This window comes from Pseudodesulfovibrio senegalensis (assembly GCF_008830225.1).
In the GTDB taxonomy this organism is placed as follows: domain Bacteria; phylum Desulfobacterota; class Desulfovibrionia; order Desulfovibrionales; family Desulfovibrionaceae; genus Pseudodesulfovibrio; species Pseudodesulfovibrio senegalensis.
The window spans coordinates 153,677-172,051 of record NZ_WAIE01000003.1 but is presented as its reverse complement, the minus strand read 5'-3'; the positions used below and the strand labels follow the sequence as shown (position 1 = coordinate 172,051).

Here is an 18,375-nt window from a genome sequence, read left to right as displayed (position 1 = left end):
TACCGTGCGCCATGGTCCATTCGGCATCACACAATTCCCGGCAATCCTGCGCCGTGATCGCGCCCGCCCTCGGTTTTCTGGCCGGGCCGCTGCTGTATGCCGCCCTGTTCATGGCCGGTCAGGCCGCGCAATACGCCGGGGTCGGACTGCGACTGTGGCTGGCATTTTGCGGCGTGGCCGTGGTCATGCTGCTGCTGGAAACAGGCGACGCCCGCCCCCGCACGACCGGCCGGACCATATTCGGCGGGATCGGGGCCGCGCTGTTCTGCGGGGCCGTGGCACTGCTCCTGCTGCATGGCCGGGGGGCACTGGCCGCACACCCCGCTGTTGTCCGCGCCCTGCCCCTGCTCACGGAAATTTCCCCCCTGATCTTCGGGCTGCTGGCCCTTGCCTGCGCATGGACGTGGGGCCTGCCGCACCGCGACACCCTGCAACGGCTGGGCGGGTGGCTCGGGCTGCTGGTGGTCTGCGACACCCTGCGCATGCTGGCCTTTTCCCAGCCCCAACGGCTGCTGGGCGACCACGACACGCTGGCCACCCTGTTGCTCATCGCCATGAGTGCGTCGCTGCGGCCCCGCCGCAATGACGACACCGACCAGAAAGCCACCCGCTGGCATCGATTCTGGATATTGGCCGGGCTGGCGGCCACGCTTTCGCGCACCGGGTTGATCACGGCCGCATGGACGCACCTTTTTTTCGGACGCGGCAGCGCATGGAAACGGCTGCCCTATTCCCTGCTCTGTCTGGCGCTCTGCCTCGGGGGATTTCTGCTGCAAGTGGGCATGGGCTCGGCCAATGCGCAATACCTTGAATACTGGCTATGGTTTGAAGGCGCGCAACTGCTGCTGACCCATCCCCAAAGCCTGTACACGGGATTTCCCCTGAGTGCCCCGCTGGCCATCGTGCCGCCGCTGGGACTCATGGGCGTGTGGCAATCCATTGCCGACACCTCGCCCCTGCAGGGATTGATGGTGGCCCAACTGCACCCCTTCTGGCTGCGCGTGACCATGGGCTGGGGCATGCTGTTCCCCTGCGGCATGACGCTGGGCCTTGCCGGGCTGCTCCTGTTCAGGCCATCGCGCATGGGCGCCACGCTGGCGGCCGTGATCATTGCCCAGGGCATCAGCACGAACCTCTTCTTTTCGCCCGGACCGGCCGTGCTGCTGTGGCTGGCCCTGTTCACGGCCTTTGCGCCACAGGCAACGGCCACGCAAAACGGACCGCCGCGCGCATGACCCCGTTCCATGCCCCGACATGCGGGCTGGACAGCGCCCCGCGAACAACATAAGAGCCATCCCACCATGAACGTATTTGAAAACACCGCCACCCTACTGGCCACCTGCCCGCTGGGCCTGCCGCCGTTCCTTGCCGAAGAAATGGAGGCGCTGGGCCTTGAGCCGGGCCGCACGCTGGACAACGGCGTGGAAACACAGGGGACCATGCAGGACTGCATGCGCATGAACCTGCACCTGCACACGGCCCACCGCGTGCTTTTCGAGCTGCGCCGATTCCGCGCGGTCGACGCCGACGCACTGTACCAAACCCTGCTCAAGGAGCCGTGGGAAGACCTTCTGGACGCGGACGGCTACGTGTCGGTCTCGTCCAGCGTATACAACGACACGGTCAACGACTCCCGGTTCGCCAACGTGCGGGTCAAGGACGCGGTGGCCGACCGCTTCATGCAGCGCACGGGCCGCAGGCCCGATTCCGGCCCGGACCAGTCGCGGGGCGTGTGCCTGTTCCTGCACTGGCGGGACGATCAGGCCACCCTGTATCTGGACACCACCGGAGAGAGCCTCTCGCGCCGGGGATACCGCCGCATGCCGCACAAGGCGCCCATGCAGGAAACACTGGCCGCAGCATGCGTGCTGGCCTCCAACTGGCGCGAGGCCGCAGAGCAGGGAGGTTCCTTTGTGGCCCCCATGTGCGGCTCGGGCACGCTGGCCATCGAGGCGGCCATGATCGCCCTGAACCGCGCGCCGGGCATGCTCGGCAGGGACTTCGCCTTCACCCGGGTCAAGGGATTCGACGCCGAGGAATACAAACGGCTGCGCAAAAAGGCCACCAAGGGCACCAACAAGAATTTCGCCGGGCGCATCATCGCCACGGACCTTGATCCCGAGGCCATACGGGCCGCGCAGACCAACGCGCGCATGGCCGGGGTTGAGGACCGCATCGAATTCGCAGTCTGCGACTTCCGCGAAACCGAAATCCCGGAAACGCCGGGCACGGTCATGCTCAACCCCGAATACGGCAAACGGCTCGGGGACGAGAAAATCCTGCGGCCCGTGTACAAGGACATCGGGGATTTCTTCAAACAGCATTGCGGCGGCTACATGGGCTACATCTTCACCGGCAACATGTCGCTGGCCAAGTCCGTGGGCCTGCGCACCAAACGGCGCATCATCCTGCACAACGCCAAGATCGAATGCCGTCTGCTGGAATACGAATTGTACGCGGGCACCCGCAAAACACGCTCCTGACCACGCTTTCCCCCGGCATATACTTGACATTGCGACATTCATTCTGAAAACATTTTGAATGACGGGATGAAAACCTTTTGCCACGGGGGTGTCATGAGCAAGAAAGTACGTTCGGTACGGGTCCCCAAGGAGTTGGAAACTCTCAACCTCTCCGGCGTGATCCACGAATGCGAAAATTATCTGCGCGATCTGGAATCCGCCACCCTGCTCAAGCAGCAGGGCAACCGCGAAGCAGCCGAAGCTCTGATCAAGACACGCCAGTCCGACCTGGGCAAACGCGTGGGGCTGCTGGTCTGGGAGGCGCGGGTCCAGTTCGGCAAGTCAAAAGGAGACTGAACATGGTTGCATCCGATACGCCTCGGGAACTCGAATCCAAGTGCGCCAAGGAGAGCGAGGTCATCATGACCCACCTCGTGCTGCCCAGCGACACCAACCCGGCCGGCAACCTGCACGGCGGCGTGATCCTCAAGCACATGGACATTGCCGGCGGCGTGGTCTGCAAACGCCACAGCCGCAGCAACGTGGTCACCGCGGGCATCGACCGCGTGGACTTCGAGGAACCCGCCTACGTGGGCGAACTGCTGACCTTCAAGGCCAGCCTCAACTACGTGGGCCGCTCCAGCATGGAAGTGGGCATCCGCGTGGAAGCCGAAAACCTCCAGACCGGACACTCGCGCCACACCAACTCGGCCTACCTCACCTATGTGGCGCTGGACCCGGAAGGCAAACCCCTGCAGGTTCCGCCCCTGCGCATCGAGACAGGCATTGCCGAACGCCGCCACCGCGAAGCCATCAACCGCCTCAAGGCCCGCCGCCAGCTCAAGGCGCAGGAACGTCAGGAACAGGATTGAGGCGCGCCCGGGTCACGCTGCACACGGAAAACGGCCCGGTTTCGGCTGCGGCCCCGGTGATCGTTTCGGCCAGCCGGGCCACGGACATTCCCGCCTTTCACGCCGAGTGGTTCATGCACCGTTTGCGCGCAGGTTGCGCCATGCGCCGCAACCCGGTCAACCGCAAGCCCGGCTGGATCAGCTTCGAAAATCTCGGTGCACTGGTGTTCTGGACCAAGAACCCGGCCCCGCTCATGGAACACCTTGAGGAAATCGCGGACCACTGCCCGGATTTCTATTTCCTGTTCACGCTCAACGATTATGAAAACCAAGGCTGGGAACCGGGATTGCCCGCCCTTGCCGAGCGCGTGGATATCTTTCGACAACTGGCCCAGCGCATCGGGCCACAGCGCGTTGTCTGGCGGTTCGATCCGGTCTGCGTGGCCGACCCCGAACCGGAAATGGTCACCGTGATCAAACGCATGCGCTCCCTCGGCCGCGCCCTGCACGGAACCACACAACGCCTGATCTTCAGCTTCGTGCAAATCGGGCAATACGCCAAGGTCCGCGCCGCCATAAAGCGCGCTGCAAAAGGGGGCGCGAGTTGTCCCATGCGCGAACCAACGCAGCCGGAACGCGCCCGTTTTCTGGAGGCCGCCGCAGCCATGGGGCGTGAACACGGCCTGACCGTCATGCACTGCGCCGGGCCGGACAGCGAGCGCCACCCCGGCATCCTGCCCGGCAAATGCATTGACGATGCACTGCTGGCGCGCATCTGCTCCCCGAAAAACAAGAAACTCGCGGCCTATCTGCGGCTGAACCCCGCACGCCCGACACTGCCGGGACTGCAACCCCAACCCGCCCAATGGACGCCCCCGCCCAGGGATTCCGGCCAGCGGCCGGGCTGCAACTGCACGACCAGCCGCGACATCGGCGAATACCACACCTGCGCCCACGGCTGCCTCTATTGCTACGCCACGGCATCGCCCGAAACCGCGCGCAAGAACATCCAGCGCCTGAATGCGGCCATGCATGCCGGGAAAGCCCCGCCCAGCCTGCTCCCCTGACCCGAAAAAACAAAAAAAGCCCGGCGGTTGCCCGCCGAGCCTTTTCTTTTCCATGCTCCGGGCAAAAGCCCGGGCATGCGCAAAATCAAAAAACGCTTACGCGTCCTCGTTTTCTTCCTTGTACTGGCGCAGGGCGCAGCAGAGCTGGTCCACGCAGGAGGTGCACTTGTTGCCGCAGGTGATGCCGCTGAAGCGGTCGATAACGAAATCCATGTGCATGCCTTCGATCATGGTGGCGATGGCGGTCAGGGAGCCTTCGCAGCCGCCGTCAAAGCTGACGTAGTCGATGCTGCCGTTGTCCACCACGAAATCGATTTTCTTGGGGCAGACGGTCTCTGCAGGCACGAAGTGTTCCACATGGGTCTTGGGAGCGGGGCCGGAGGCCCGGTGAAGCTGTGCGTTATCCATTGTATTGTTCCATTGTGTTTTTGGTCCGGCCCGGTTCAGGGGGCCGAACGATATTATGCGTCCTCCCGTGCCGCACGCAATGCGCGCACCACGGCTGTTCTCTGCCATCCGGCATGGCCCGCTCCTCTGGGCTGTCGGAAATGATTGCAGGTCGTCACTCAGGACAAGGACGTAACCTCGGGGCAACCACGATATTTAACACTTCCACTCAACACGGTCGACTGATGCGAGGCCGTCAGGCCTCATTGCCGCAAAGCCATCGTCAAACCGTGGCGGAGCGAAAAAACACGTCCCCCGGCAGAGTTTCGCGCCCATGGTCCCGGGTAAATCCTCCGGCCCGGAACATGGCGGGAACAGACGTGCTGGACGCACGGGAACTCACTCTGCCTGCAGCACAGGGGGGATGTATCCCTGCGCCGAGAAACTGAAGTACAAAAACAAAAACGCTGTGTCAATTTAATTGTGAAACATGGCACAAAAAGAACTTAATTCAAATATAACATATGATTACAGAAAAAACAGCACCCAAAAAAACAAACTGTATCCCAAAAAAACGGGCAACGTGAACCGGTCACGCTGCCCGCAGTGTTTTTTGGGGAAAGGTTTACTGCAACAAAAGGAACGTGCTCGGGATGGTCCCGGCAATACGCGCGGGCCGGGCCATGAACAGCACGCCCAGCGTATGGTCGTGGTTTCCTCCGTCCGCATAACGGGTGGCTGCCGCGCCATAGCTCCCGGTCAGGCCCAGATGGCCGTTGCTGATGGCGTGGACGCGGCCTTCGCTGTCCGTGATGGAGCCGGTCAGCTTGCCGGCGTCGTTCACGCTCAGGGAGCCGGCCGTGTAGGTGCCGCTCTCGCCGTTGGGACCGTCCCACAGGCCGCGCAACACGTTGCCGTCGCCGTCAAGCATGACCTGCCCGAAAACCCATGTCAGGCTGCTGCCGTCCTGCACCAGCGTATGAACGATGCTCCATTCCCCGGCGAGCATTTCCGTTGCAAACCCTGAACCGCCGGTGCGCAGGAACAATGCGGCGCAAAAATGTCCGTCCGACTTGGTGGAAGTCACATAGCCGAAGTTGAGATCCGGATCGAGCTGGCCGTAGCTGATGGGTACCTGCACGCCGTTGTCGATGTTCAGTACCCCCCCGAGCCCGCCCTTGGATTCCAGATTGACCTGCGAAGAGGACAGGATGTCACCGGACAGGATGTCCTCGTAGTTCCATGTGCCGGAGGTCTGGCCGCTGGCGTCCACGGTCAGGGTGGTGTCGATCCAGTAGGTATCGTAGCTCTCCGAGGGGTCGGTCTCCAGAATGATGACCTGCCATGAACCCGCCAGCTCGGCCTGGGCATGATCGGCGTTGGGCTCGCGCTTGACCATGGTCCCGGCAGCGCGTTCCCCGCCGGGGTCCGGCTTGCGAAACGCCAGATAGACGATCCCGCCGGACTCGTCCATCTGCCCCTCCTCGATGCTCACGGAAAAGACGTCGCCGGTATCAGAATCGTCAAAGGTCATGGTGCCGTCGATGTAGCCGTCCGGCTCAATGGACAGGTCTCCGCCCGTGACCGAACCGCTCAGCCCGCCGGACGACCACCAACTGCCGCCGGTCACCGAACCGTCGGAACCGACGTCCGCATGCACGTTGAGCCAGTAGCGGACGGAATCGGTTCCTGTTGTCTCCATCCATCCGCCGCGCCAGTGACCTTCGAGGTCGGCGCTGGAAAAACCGGCATGAGCCGGGGCGGTTCCCATGAACATCCAAAGAAAAACCAGAAAGGAAAAGGCTGGCAGGCGTCTCATGATACTCTCCATGTTCACTCGGGCGGACAGAAAAACGCACCCGGAGAACACAAACGTCCGCCGTTAGGGCACAAACGGATTCAGGATCCGAAACTCCGGGCAGGATGTCGCCTCATGCCAAACCATTCCATAACAGTCCATTATACATTCTTCCGAGGCCCGGGTGCCGGCCGCGTTGCCACCACCCCCAGATAAATGCCGCACAGGGCCAGCACGGCCCCGGAAACCTCGGCCACACCCAGCGGTTTGTGAAAAAACAGCACGTCCCAGACATAGGAAAGCGCGGGTTGCAGCAACAGGCCCAGCCCCACCAATGCAGCGCTCACGCCCTCCATGCCCCGGGTAATGAACAGCCAGCCCGCGGCCTGGCACATGACGCCCAGCAAGGCCAGCCACAGAAAATCCATGGCCGAGGGAATGACAAAGGATTCGCCGGAAAAAAGCATCCACGCGCCGATGAACAGGGCCGTGGCCGCGGGCACGCAGGTCATGAGCGCCTTGCGGCACGGCTCGCCCAGCCGGGGAATGGAAACCTTGAGACTGGTCACGTAGGCCGCATAAAACATGGCGGTCAGCAACCCCCAGCCCACGCCGGCGCGATAATCCACCCCGGCCGAGTCCCAGTTCACGCCCACCATGAGGTACAGCCCGGCAAAAGCCAGCGGCAATGCGGCATAGAACAGCCTGCCCGGCCGCTCGCCCAGCAGCACCAGCGAAACCGCGGTCAGCGCAAAGACCTGAAAATTGCCCAGCAGCGTGGCCAGCCCCGGCCCCACATGATGAATGGCCCGATGCCAACACATGATATCCAGCGCGAACAACAGCCCGCAAACAAAGGCGTACCCGACCAGCCGGCGGTTGATGCGCCGCAGGCAGCCGTCGCGCCACAACAGGGCCACAAGGGCCAGTGAGCCGAAAACCATGCGGTACAGGGCCGAGGTGTCCGGCCCCACCTGCGCCAGCCGCACGAACACCGCGGCAAAGCTGATCAGGGCTGCGCCCGTAAACAACGACATCATGCTCCGACAACCTCCAGACGATGATCCAGGGCAATGCCGCGCTCGTCCACGCGGGCCACCCACGGCCACATTTCCACCCCCGCGCTCATGGCCTCGTAAAACAGCTCGGCATAGACCGGGTCAACATAGTCGGCCGGTCCGAAACATTGACCGTCCATGCGTTGTACCAGAAAAAACAGAGCCACGCGCACCCCGGTCCGGGCCAGCCCCATGAGTTCGCGCAGATGTTTTTGCCCGCGTTCGGTCACGGCATCGGGAAACGCGGCAACGCAGTCCTCCACAAGGGTCACGTTCTTGCACTCCACCCACAGTTCACCCTGTTTCCCGGTCAGCAGGGCATCCAACCGACTCTGGCCGTACCGCGCCTCGGCCCGGAACGCGTCATAGCCGCGCATTTCGGGCAGGGCGTCCGTTTCCCAGGCCCGTCTGAGCATACGGTTGGGTGTGGCCGTGTTCACCCCCACCCAGCTCCCGTGCACACGCACGGCCTCCAGCGTCCACCTGAGCTTGCGTGCGGGGTTTGCCGCCGGTGAAAGCAGCATGTCGCGCCCGGGACGCAACAGCCCGGCCATGGACCCGGTATTGTTGGTGTGCGCCGCCACCGAAGTGCCGTCCGGGAGCTCCCCGTACACGGTGAAGCGCTTGCGCCGCTCCGCAAAGGATGCCGCGACCATGCCCTCGGGATACGGCAACATGCACGAATCGATCATAATAATGGTTCCCGTCTTTCATTAATCATATATTTTTATATCATCGTACATCCACGCCGGACAGGAGAGACCTGCGAGTGAACACGGCGCTGAGCATATCGATTGCCTCATGGTGGTTCGTGACCGCCCTGCACACCAACGCCTTCGCACAGGTTGCGGCAGAACCGCACGGCCTGTTCGAGGCGCATCTGGACGCCATTTTCATCATGATTGTCCTGTTCATGGCTCTGCTGGGAACGATCATTTTCCTCTGGCTGGCCAGCAAACGCACCCGAAAGGCCGAGCTGCAGCTCAAGGCGGAAACGGAAAAATACGCCGACCTGTTCCGGCACGCCTCGGAAGGCATCGTGCTGGTGGACAGGGACGGCCGGATCCAGGACATCAACCCACGGGCCAGCGCCATTCTCGGCATTGTCCCCGACCAGGTGCAGGGTGTTTCCGGCGCAAGCATCATCCATCCGGACGATGGTGCCATCACGCCCGAACAGCGCCTTCGGCTCGACGCAGGCATGGCCATGCGCGCCACCCGCAGAATCCGTACCAAAACAGGGTCCTACGTGCCGGTGGAGGTCAGCGTCAAGCACATCTCCAAATCGCTGACGCAGATCCTCATCCACGACCTGAGCGAGGCGGAAAGGGCGCGGATCAAGCTGGAAGACGCCAACCGGGAACTGGCAGGCATGTATGAGCAGGTGGCCGCTGCCAACGACCAGCTGAGCGCGGCCAACCGCGACCTGCACTACGAGATCGAAGCCCGCAACAGGGCGGAACAGGACCTGCGTGAGCGTGAAGCGCTGTTCGACTCGGTGCTCAGGGCCGCGCCGCTGGGCATCGGCATGGTCCGCAACCGGGTTGTCGGCTGGACCAACCGGACCCTGCAGACCATGCTGGGCTACAGCGGTGAACAGCTCATGAACATGCCCGCGCGCCAGCTCTACGAGGACGAGGACGAATTCCGCCGCGTGGGCGAGGTCAAACACCCCCAGATCGCCAAAAACGAATTCGGCAGCGTGGAAACCCGCATGGTCACCAGCCGGGGAAAGGTGTTGGAGGTGCTGCTCAGCTCCGGCACCATCAAGCGCGGGGACATGGACGCCGGTCTCATATTCACGGTGCAGGACCTCTCCGCCCTGCGGACCGCCCAAAAGGAAACCCGCACCCTGCGCGAGGTGCTGTTCCGGGACAGTTCCGTGGCCCAGTTGCTGCTCGTCCCGGAGACCGGCGAGATACTGGACGCCAACCGGGCCGCAGCCGATTTTTTTGCCCTGCCCCACGAAAAACTGGCGGGCATGAATGTGGACGGCCTTCTGCGCGCCAACGGGACCACGCCCAACAGCGCCATTGAACAGACGGCCCGGGCCGGAGGCACGGCCCAGTTCCGTTGCGGCCCGGACGAACGGGAACGGGTTCTGGAAACCCGCGCCGAAGACTTCGACATGCAGGGCAAACGGGTACGCCACATGACCGTGCACGACGTTTCCGAACGCCAGAAAACGCAGGATGCCCTGCTGTTGGCCAAGAACCTTGCCGAAGACGCCAGCAGGATGAAAAACGAATTTCTGGCCAACATGAGCCATGAGGTGCGCACGCCGCTCAACGGCATGCTGGGCATGCTGCAGCTGTTGCTGGACACACGCCTGAACAGTGAACAGATCGACCTCGTGGACGCGGCCATGCAGTCCGGACGCGGTTTGAACACCCTGCTCAACGACCTGCTGGACTTTTCCATGATCGAAGCCGGGCGGCTGCCCCTGAAAAGCACGGACTTCGACCTGCGCCACCTGCTGGAAAACATCACCATGGTCTTTCGGCGCCAATGCCTTGAAAAACAGATCCGGCTGGGGCTGGAAATCGACGACGATGTCCCCGGCCACGTTCACGGCGACAAGGGCAGGCTGCGCCAGATTCTCTTCAACCTCACGGGCAACGCCGTGAAATTCACGGACAGCGGGTCTGTGACGATCCGGGCCGCAAGCCTCGAAACCCACAGCAAATCCGATTTTCGGGTCATGTTCACCGTGGAGGACAGCGGCATCGGCATTGACGATGAAAAACTGGACCAAGTGTTCGAACCGTTCACGCAGGCGGACGGCTCCATGACCCGGCAATACGAGGGGGCCGGGCTGGGCCTGAGCATCGTGCGGCGCCTTGCGTCCTTCATGAACGGCAGCGTGGCCGCAGAAAGCTGGCCCGGCAGCGGAACCGCCATGCATGTGGTGTTGCCCTTTTCCCGGCCGCGGGAAAAAAGCAGGCCCGAAGCGGTCCTGTCTCCCCCGGCGGAGCAGAACCGCCAAAAACGAATACTCATTGCCGAAGACAACCGCATCAACAGCATCGCGGCCAAACGGTTCGTGGAAAAAATCGGGTACGAGGCATCCTGCGTGGCCGACGGCGGCGAAGTCATCGAACGCCTGCGCGCCGAACGTTTTGACGGCGTGCTCATGGACGTACAGATGCCGGCAATGAGCGGAACGGAAGCCACCCGCCTGATCCGCAGCGACACCAGCGGCGACTTCGATCCCGCCATTCCGATCATCGCCATGACCGCCCACGCCATGGCCGGGGACAGGGAACGCTTTCTGGAACAGGGCATGACCGCCTACCTCGCCAAACCGGTATCCTATGCAGAACTGGCAAAAACGCTTGAAAAGCATGTTTGACAAACCTTGTCCTATTTCTCCGCATGGGATAGAAAACCCTTGCAATTCCATGGGGGGAAACAACGCGTATGGGCATTCTCGGCATTAACCGGCTGAAAACGGGCATGACGCTGGCTTCCGACCTCTGCACACTTGAGGGCAGGGTCATTCTCAAGGCCGGGCAACCGCTTACCGAACTGGCCATCCGGGCCTGCATGGTCTGGGGCGTCAACGAGGCCGACGTACGTGAAGTGACCGCCTCCGGCTGCGAGGCCGAGGAAACCGCGCCCCCTCTTGCCGAGCCGTTCAAAAAACTGGCCGTCAACCGATTTCGCCTGAACGACACCCGGCATCCGGCCATGCGCGCCCTTGCGCGCAGCTTTGCGGTCAGGGCATCCGAACTTCTCTCCCCGGAACAGGCCGAATCCATGCTGGCTCCATACCATGCCGGCAACAGTGCTCCGGTGGCCTCCCGACACCGGGACATGGGCGACATCCTCAAAAACGAAGCCGAACTGGCCAGCCTGCCCTCGATATTTCACGAAATCAGCGAAGCGTTGAGCAATCCGTGCAGTTCGGCAGCCTATGTCGCTGAAATCATCAGCAAAGACGTGAGCCTCTCCGCCCGGCTGCTGCGTCTGGTCAACACGCCGTTCTACGGATTCCCCAGCAAAATCGACACGCTTTCGCGCGCCGTGGCCATCGTGGGCACCAACCAGCTCACCAGCCTGGCCCTGGGCATCACCGTCATGTCTTCATTCGACGACATACCCGAAGACCAGATCCGCATGCAGGATTTCTGGCTGCAAAGCGTCACCTGCGGCACCCTTGCGCGCCTGCTGGCCATACGCACGGACATCCCGGGCGACGAACGATTCTTCGTGGCCGGCTTGCTGCACGACGTGGGGCGTCTGGTCCTGCTGCGCAGCCAGCCGGGCATGATCCGGACCGTGCTGAAACAGGCCCATTGTTGCGGACTGCCCCTGCACGAACTGGAACAAACATGCTGGGGCTGGGACCACGGCGACCTCGGGGCCGCCCTGCTCAAGCAGTGGAAGCTCCCGTTCTTCATCGAACATCAGGTGCGGCACCACCACGCCCCGCTCAGGGCGATGCGACCGGAAGAGGCAGCCGTGACCCATGTGGCGGAAGTCGCATCCCACGCCATTTTCCCGCGGAACAACGGCACGCCGTTCGTGCCGCCCCTGAGCACCGAGGCATGGGACATGCTCGGCATTTCCGCCAACGACCTCATGGATATCGTCAACCAGGCCCGGCAACAGGGCGAAACCATCATGGCGGCCTTTTTCGATGACTGACAAGAAATCCCGGGAACTATTCATGGACACCCACCTCCTGGCCCGGCGCATCGAACATCTGGAGGAGGCCGGACGCCATACCCTCGAAGCCCTGGAGATGGCGGCTCGCCTTGGCGATTTCAACCGCGGCAAAAACGATCTGGCCACCCCGACAGCCATACTGGCGGAAACCTGCCAGCGCATCAGCCAGCTCATGCGCTTCAAGGGCATGAGCATGTATCTGGTCAACGAACTGACCCTCGAATTCGAAAAATATTACGAAAGCGACCCGATCTACGGCGGCGAACTGGACAGGGAATTCGAGCGGCTGACGGAAAACAAGACCATCGCATGGGCCCTGCAACGCAAGAAGCACACGTTCGCGCCGTCAGAGCAGGGTCACGATTCCGTGCTCATCCACAGCGTGGCCACCAACAACAAGACCATGGGGCTGTTCCTCGGCATTCTGGACGAAGACGTGAAAACCGTCATGGACTCGTCCCTGTCCGTGCTGTCCATCATCCTGCTCAACAGTGCCAACACCCTGGAGAACCTGCAGCTTCTGAAACTGAACAGGGAAGCCAACAAGAAACTGGCCGTCAAGATCGCCCAACTGCGCGAGCAGGTGGCCAGCCGCGAGCGGGCCGAAGCCGAACTGGAAAAGACGCGCCATTTTCTGGACAGGGTCATCAACACGGTCCCGGACCCGCTGATGGTCAAGGACGCCAACCACAGGCTGATCATGGTCAACGACGCCTTCTGTCTGGCCATGGAACTGCCGCGCGAAACCCTGCTGGGCAAAACCCAGCATGACCTGCTGCCCCGCAACGACGCCAACGCCCTGCAGCGGACCGACGCGCTGGTGCTGAACACGGGCAAGGACCATGTCATCGAATTCGACATGGCCAAACCGGGCAAACGGGTATCCACGTTTTCCATAAAAACGGCGCTGCTCTCCCACCCGGACACCGGGGAAAGCATTCTGGTCAGCGTATTGCGCGACATCACGGAACAAAAAATGGCCGAACGCATGATCCGGGCGGAACGCGAGCGCTTCCTTTCCCTGCTCGAGGAACTGCCCGCCACGGTGTACGTCCTGAACATGGACCACACCATCGACTATGCCAACCGCAGGTTCCGGGAAATCTACGGCGACCCGCAGGACAAAAACTGCTTTGAACTTTTCAGGGGCGCAGGCCCAACCGCTCCCTGCCGCAATTGCCCGGCCTCGGAAATGCTGGCCTCGGGCACGCCCCGGATTCACGAAAAAGACGTCGGGGAAAGCGTCTACCAGTTTTACGATTATCCGTTCACGGACACGGACGGCACCCGGCGGCTGCTGAGCATGGGCATCGACGTCACCGAGCAGAAAAAAGCCACCCGAACCCTGCAGCAGGCAAAGGAAGAGGCCGAACTGGCAAGCCGGTCCAAGACCGAATTCCTGGCCAACATGAGCCACGAAATCCGCACCCCCCTCAACGGCGTGCTCGGCATGCTCCAGCTCTGCTCGAGCACGGAGCTGAACGAGGACCAACGGGATTATGTGGAAACCGCCCTGGAATCCGGCCGCAGCCTGCTCACGGTCATCAACGACGTGCTGGACCTTTCCAAGATCGAGGCCGGAAAATTCGAAATCGAGAAAACCCGCTTCGAGCCGCGGGAACTGCTCAGGACCGTGATTCAGACCTTTGCCCACAACGCCCGGAACTGCGGAGTGCAGCTCGATTATTCCGTGGGCGAAGGCGTGCCCGAAGTGGCCATGGGCGACGGCGGGCGCATCCGCCAGATTCTTTTCAATCTGGTGGGCAATTCCATGAAATTCACGCCCAAAGGATTCGTGCACGCTTCGGTGTCCATCCTGCCCGGGCCGGACAACGGCACGGCACGGCTGCTTTTTACTGTGGAGGACTCGGGCATCGGCATTCCCGACGACCGCATCGATCATGCCTTTGAAGCCTTCACGCAGGTGGACGGCTCCTACCGCCGCAAATACGGCGGTACGGGACTGGGATTGGGCATCGTGCGCCGGCTGCTGGACCTCATGAACGGCTCCATCTCCCTGAACACCGAGGAAGGCAGGGGCACGACCATCTGCTTCCGCCTCGACGTGGGCCTGCCGCCGGACTCGTGCGTACGCCGGAATACGGGCGAAGGCTCTGCCTGCGCCCTGCCCGAGAACATGCAGGTGCTGGTGGTGGAAGACAACCGTGTCAACAGGATCATGGCGCGGCGCATCCTCGAGCAAAACGGGGTCACGGTCCATTGCGCCGAGTCCGGGGAACAGGCCCTGCAAAAACTGCAGGACACGGACATGGGCTGCGTGCTCATGGATATTCAGATGCCGGGCATGGACGGCATGGAGGCCGCGCAACGCATCCGCAACGGCGAAACAGGCGAGGCCAACAGGAATATCCCCATCATCGCCCTGACCGCCCACGCCATGGAAGGCGACCGCGAACGCTTTGTTCGGGCGGGCATGAACGCATACATCCCCAAGCCCTTCGAGATGGACACACTGATGCGGGTCATGAACAGGGTTCTTTCAAAGCCCGACGTCTAGCCCCTGCCCATGCGCCGCCTGACCTCATCCACAATGGCGGCGCCCTCTCCTTCGTAAACGGCCCGATCTCGCTTCGGGGTCGGGGTACGAACCTCCGGCCATACGCCGGGCACGGGCTCCGCCCCCTGCTGTGCCGTCTTCGTGGGTCGGGAATCTGTCATGGCCGGATACCGGCGCACGTCCACCCCGGGTTCGGCAACGCTGAACTCGATGGGAATGCCATTGGGATCAAAGGCGTATATGGAGCGGATGAACCCATGGTCCACCACTTCGGAAACCCACATATCCGCGGCTTCCAGGCGGTCCTTGAGTTCCCACAGGTCGTCATCCGAGTCCACGCCCATGGACAAGTGGTCGAATGCAACGGGACCGCGCACCGGAAACCCGTGATCCCGCTCCGGCAGCGGCTCCACTCCATCCCACTCGAAAAACGCGATCATGTCGTTCTCCGTGAGCTCGAAAAAATAGTGCCGATAGCCCGGATGCCCCAGCCCGACCACCAGACGCAGCCCCAGAAGATCGCGCCAGAACCGAACCGTGGCATCCATGTCGCCCGTGACCATGGCCAGATGGTTGACCCCTGTATACCGAACCATGCCTTCCTCCGTTTTTCCCGGCAACATATGCAACCGGTGGCCCATGCACAAGTGCGGGTCGGACCGATTATACACAGAATAACGCTATGGCAATACGCCAGGAACTGCTTCATTATGATTACGGAATACCCCTTTCCGCAATACTCGAGGCCGTCATGAAGCATGAAACCCTGTTACTGCTGCTCCGGTCTGCCAGCCACACCCTCTGTCAGGACGTGGAAAGGCAGGCCCGAAAGCTGTGCATCGGCAACCCGGACATACCGGGCAGCCTCATATGCAGGGCCGTGGCCCATGGCATCGAATCGGCCGAAACAGATCGGCAGACGAACGTCGCCATGCGGGACTGCGCCGCGAGCCTCGCCACACTCACCAGCGACCACGCCGCTCTGGCAAAGCTGCTCAAGTTCGCCCGCGACCTGTATTTCGAGCTGCTGGACAAGGACGCACAAGCCGCCAAACGAACAGACTGGGGAAGACGCATTTTGCACGCTTTCGACCGCCTTGAAATCGCCGTGGCCAAACAACGGGACCTGCGGGACAAGGCCCGCACCGAGCGGCTGCACCATGCCGAGCAGTGGACCAGAAGCCTGTTCGAGTCCGTACCCGACCCGCAATTCCTGCACACACTGGACGGGTACTTTCTGGACGTGAACAGCGCAGCCTGCGAACGCCTCGGCTACAGCAGGGAGCAACTCCTGAACATGTGCGTATCGGATATCGACAAGCCCCTGCAGGCCCCCTCCCTGGAAAAAACCGTGCAAACCATACTGAAAAACGGCTCCTGCCGGTTCCGCACCGCGCACGTTTCCTCAAGCGGGGAAATCTTTCCCGTGGAAATCCGTTCATGCGTGGTCGATTCTGGCGACACCCCCCTGATCCTCAGTTCGGCCCGGGACATGAGCGAAATGGAGACCCAGCGCAAGGCCCTGCAAAAAAGCGAAGAGAAATTCCGCCGAATCTTCGAAACCATGAAGGACGCCTATATCCTGACCAGCATGGAAGGCGCCGTGCTCATGGCCAACCCCTCGGCCCTGCGGCAGATAGGGCTTGCCGAACACGAAGTGCTCGGCAAGGACGTGACCCCGCTGCTGTACGCCAACCCGGCGGACCGAAAAGCCATGCTGGAGAAGCTGACCGAAGACGGCGCCCTTTCCGGCTATCTGGTAGACTTCAAGGACAAGGACGGGGCCACCGTCAAGGGCGAACTGAACGTCAACCTCGTCTACAATGAACAAAACGAACCCGTGGCACTGGAAGGCATTTTCCGCGATGTGACGGACCGCATCGAAGCCGAACGGGAAATGCGCGAACGCGAGGAGCAGTATCGCGGTTTCTTCATGAACAACCACGCGGTCATGCTGCTGCACGACCCGAACAACGGCAATATCATCGACGCCAACCCCGCGGCCGAAAGATTCTACGGCCACGAGCGCGGCACCCTGCTGTCCATGAACATCAACCAGTTGCAGCAGGATTCCGAGGAAGACGTGTTCCGCGAAATGGTGAGGGCAGGGCAGCAAAACCGCAACCATTTCCTGCTGCGCCACAAGACGGCCGGGGGCAGGGAACGCGACGTGGAGGTATACTCCGGTCCGGTCATGGTCAACGGACGCATGCTGCTCTATTCCGTTATTCACGACGTTACCGAACGAAGACGTCTGGGAAAAGAGCTCCAACGTCTGGCCACGGAAGATTCGCTCACCGGTGTGTACAACCGGCGCGAATTCCTTCGTCTGTGCGAAAAGGAATTCTCCCGCTCCCGCCGCTACCGCACGCCGCTCAGCCTGCTCATGCTTGACCTCGACAACTTCAAGACCATCAACGACACCCACGGCCACAAGATCGGCGACGAGGTGTTGCAGGCGGTCACGGCCTGCTGCCGCGAAGCCCTGCGGGATTCCGACCTGCTCGGACGCATCGGCGGCGAGGAGTTCGCCGTGGCCCTGCCCCAAACGGATTCGGCCAACGCAGCCAAGGCAGCCCACCGGCTGTGCAAAAGCATTCGCGAACTGCAGGTGCAAACGCCCCAGGGCCCGCAATCAGTAACCGTCAGCATCGGGCTTGCGGCCATGACCCGGGACGACCACGACGCCGAAGAAACCATGCACCGGGCGGACAAGGCCCTGTATTCGGCCAAACGCAAAGGCCGGAACCGGGTGGAAAAAGCCTGAGAATCCCGCATCTGAAACCGCTTTCCCCAAAGAAAAAAACACCGGAAAAAGAGCCTTTACCAACCGGGGTTTTTGTGGAAAAACCTTGACCTTTCCTAGACCACATGGAATAGGACTTGTCAGTTTTACGTGACGTTTTTCACATATAACCGAACCCCGGCAAAACAATCCCGACCCGTCCTCCCGGATGCGGTTCGTCGGGCTTGCGGTGTCGGGTTTGCGGACGCAGGAACAATCATGGAACGGCGCATTGCCGATCGCAAGGCCGAACTGGCCGAAAAGTGGGGGATGCTGGTGCTTGAGACCTATCCGGTCGAGACCCAGCGAATCTGGAAAAACAATAAAAACCGGTTCAGCAACCCGGTGGGAGCGACCATTCGCGAATCCACCGAGGAACTGGTGGACCATCTCCTTACATGGGAGAACGCAGAGGCCATCTGCGCATCGCTGGACAAGCTGATCAAAATCCGGGGCGTGCAGAGTTTCAGTCCATCGCAGGCATTGAGTTTCGTTTTTCTGTTCAAGAAACTGCTGCGGGACGAATTTTTCAAGGAGATGCAGGAGAAGGGGGAGTTGGATGTTCTCCTGCGGTTCGAGGCCAAGGTTGACAACCTGATGCTCATGGCCGTGGACATACTCTTCAAAAACCAGGAGCAAGTTTACAAAATGCGCGTGGAGGAGCTGAAGCGATCGCAACATACGCTTTTGAAAAAGGCGCGCATGATCGTGGACGTTACGACCGACAAGGTCGAGGAATAGTGGCGGGTCCTGCGGGTGATTCGCAGGGCCAAACCAT

At 61.7% G+C, this 18,375-nt stretch carries 15 protein-coding genes; 10 read left to right on the top strand and 5 right to left on the bottom strand.

Annotated features, from left to right (window positions below):
* Positions 1 to 11 precede the first annotated feature (11 nt).
* From F8A88_RS09075 to F8A88_RS09055, 5 genes are all read left to right on the top strand, one after another.
* Positions 12 to 1,235, top strand: a complete 1,224-nt coding sequence (locus F8A88_RS09075; protein ID WP_151150827.1) for a hypothetical protein — start codon at positions 12 to 14, stop codon at positions 1,233 to 1,235.
* Positions 1,236 to 1,301: 66 nt separating this feature from the next.
* Positions 1,302 to 2,483: a THUMP domain-containing class I SAM-dependent RNA methyltransferase gene (locus F8A88_RS09070; RefSeq protein WP_151150826.1), complete on the top strand. Its 1,182-nt coding sequence runs from the start codon at positions 1,302 to 1,304 to the stop codon at positions 2,481 to 2,483.
* Positions 2,484 to 2,576: 93 nt separating this feature from the next.
* Positions 2,577 to 2,819 carry a hypothetical protein gene (locus F8A88_RS09065; protein WP_151150825.1) on the top strand — a complete coding sequence of 81 codons (243 nt, stop codon included), beginning with the start codon at positions 2,577 to 2,579 and terminating at the stop codon, positions 2,817 to 2,819.
* 2 nt (positions 2,820 to 2,821) lie between these two features.
* A complete protein-coding gene (locus F8A88_RS09060; protein WP_151150824.1) occupies positions 2,822 to 3,334 on the top strand; it encodes an acyl-CoA thioesterase in 513 nt (170 codons plus the stop codon).
* Entirely contained in the window at positions 3,331 to 4,380 is a 1,050-nt protein-coding gene (locus F8A88_RS09055) for a DUF1848 domain-containing protein (RefSeq protein ID WP_151150823.1), read from the top strand. The genes F8A88_RS09060 and F8A88_RS09055 overlap by 4 nt, the downstream gene beginning before the upstream one ends.
* 96 nt (positions 4,381 to 4,476) lie before the next feature.
* Here the strand turns inward: F8A88_RS09055 and F8A88_RS09050 are convergent, their stop codons facing one another.
* From F8A88_RS09050 to sfsA, 4 genes are all read right to left on the bottom strand, one after another.
* A complete protein-coding gene (locus tag F8A88_RS09050; protein WP_241667402.1) occupies positions 4,477 to 4,896 on the bottom strand; it encodes a TIGR03905 family TSCPD domain-containing protein in 420 nt (139 codons plus the stop codon).
* A 496-nt stretch (positions 4,897 to 5,392) separates the two neighbouring features.
* Entirely contained in the window at positions 5,393 to 6,586 is a 1,194-nt protein-coding gene (locus F8A88_RS09045) for a hypothetical protein (RefSeq protein WP_151150822.1), read from the bottom strand.
* A 140-nt stretch (positions 6,587 to 6,726) separates the two neighbouring features.
* Positions 6,727 to 7,605 (bottom strand): DMT family transporter, encoded by an 879-nt coding sequence (locus F8A88_RS09040; protein ID WP_151150821.1) that lies wholly within the window; start codon positions 7,603 to 7,605, stop codon positions 6,727 to 6,729.
* Positions 7,602 to 8,315, bottom strand: a complete 714-nt coding sequence (sfsA, locus tag F8A88_RS09035) for a DNA/RNA nuclease SfsA (protein ID WP_151150820.1) — start codon at positions 8,313 to 8,315, stop codon at positions 7,602 to 7,604. Before sfsA ends, F8A88_RS09040 begins: the two co-directional genes overlap by 4 nt.
* Positions 8,316 to 8,392: 77 nt before the next feature.
* Between sfsA and F8A88_RS09030 the strand changes: the two genes are divergently transcribed.
* The 3 genes from F8A88_RS09030 to F8A88_RS09020 all read left to right on the top strand — a co-directional run bounded on the left by F8A88_RS09030 (position 8,393) and on the right by F8A88_RS09020 (position 14,812).
* On the top strand, positions 8,393 to 10,975 hold the full coding sequence (locus tag F8A88_RS09030) for a PAS domain-containing hybrid sensor histidine kinase/response regulator (RefSeq protein WP_151150819.1): 2,583 nt from the start codon (positions 8,393 to 8,395) through the stop codon (positions 10,973 to 10,975).
* Between the two features lie 68 nt (positions 10,976 to 11,043).
* Positions 11,044 to 12,273 (top strand): HDOD domain-containing protein, encoded by a 1,230-nt coding sequence (locus F8A88_RS09025; RefSeq protein ID WP_151150818.1) that lies wholly within the window; start codon positions 11,044 to 11,046, stop codon positions 12,271 to 12,273.
* Positions 12,274 to 12,295: 22 nt separating this feature from the next.
* Positions 12,296 to 14,812: a response regulator gene (locus F8A88_RS09020; RefSeq protein ID WP_161598367.1), complete on the top strand. Its 2,517-nt coding sequence runs from the start codon at positions 12,296 to 12,298 to the stop codon at positions 14,810 to 14,812.
* Here F8A88_RS09020 and F8A88_RS09015 read toward each other — a convergent pair.
* Positions 14,809 to 15,408, bottom strand: coding sequence for a VOC family protein (locus F8A88_RS09015; RefSeq protein ID WP_151150816.1), 600 nt, complete (start codon positions 15,406 to 15,408; stop codon positions 14,809 to 14,811). The two genes, F8A88_RS09020 and F8A88_RS09015, sit on opposite strands and share 4 nt — an antisense overlap.
* A gap of 86 nt (positions 15,409 to 15,494) precedes the next feature.
* On the opposite strand from F8A88_RS09015, the gene F8A88_RS09010 reads away from it, so the two are divergent.
* Both F8A88_RS09010 and F8A88_RS09005 read left to right on the top strand, forming a co-directional pair.
* Complete coding sequence (locus tag F8A88_RS09010; RefSeq protein ID WP_151150815.1) at positions 15,495 to 17,579, top strand: sensor domain-containing diguanylate cyclase; 2,085 nt, start codon at positions 15,495 to 15,497, stop codon at positions 17,577 to 17,579.
* 237 nt (positions 17,580 to 17,816) lie between these two features.
* On the top strand, positions 17,817 to 18,338 hold the full coding sequence (locus F8A88_RS09005; RefSeq protein WP_151150814.1) for an RsbRD N-terminal domain-containing protein: 522 nt from the start codon (positions 17,817 to 17,819) through the stop codon (positions 18,336 to 18,338).
* Positions 18,339 to 18,375: the final 37 nt, after the last annotated feature.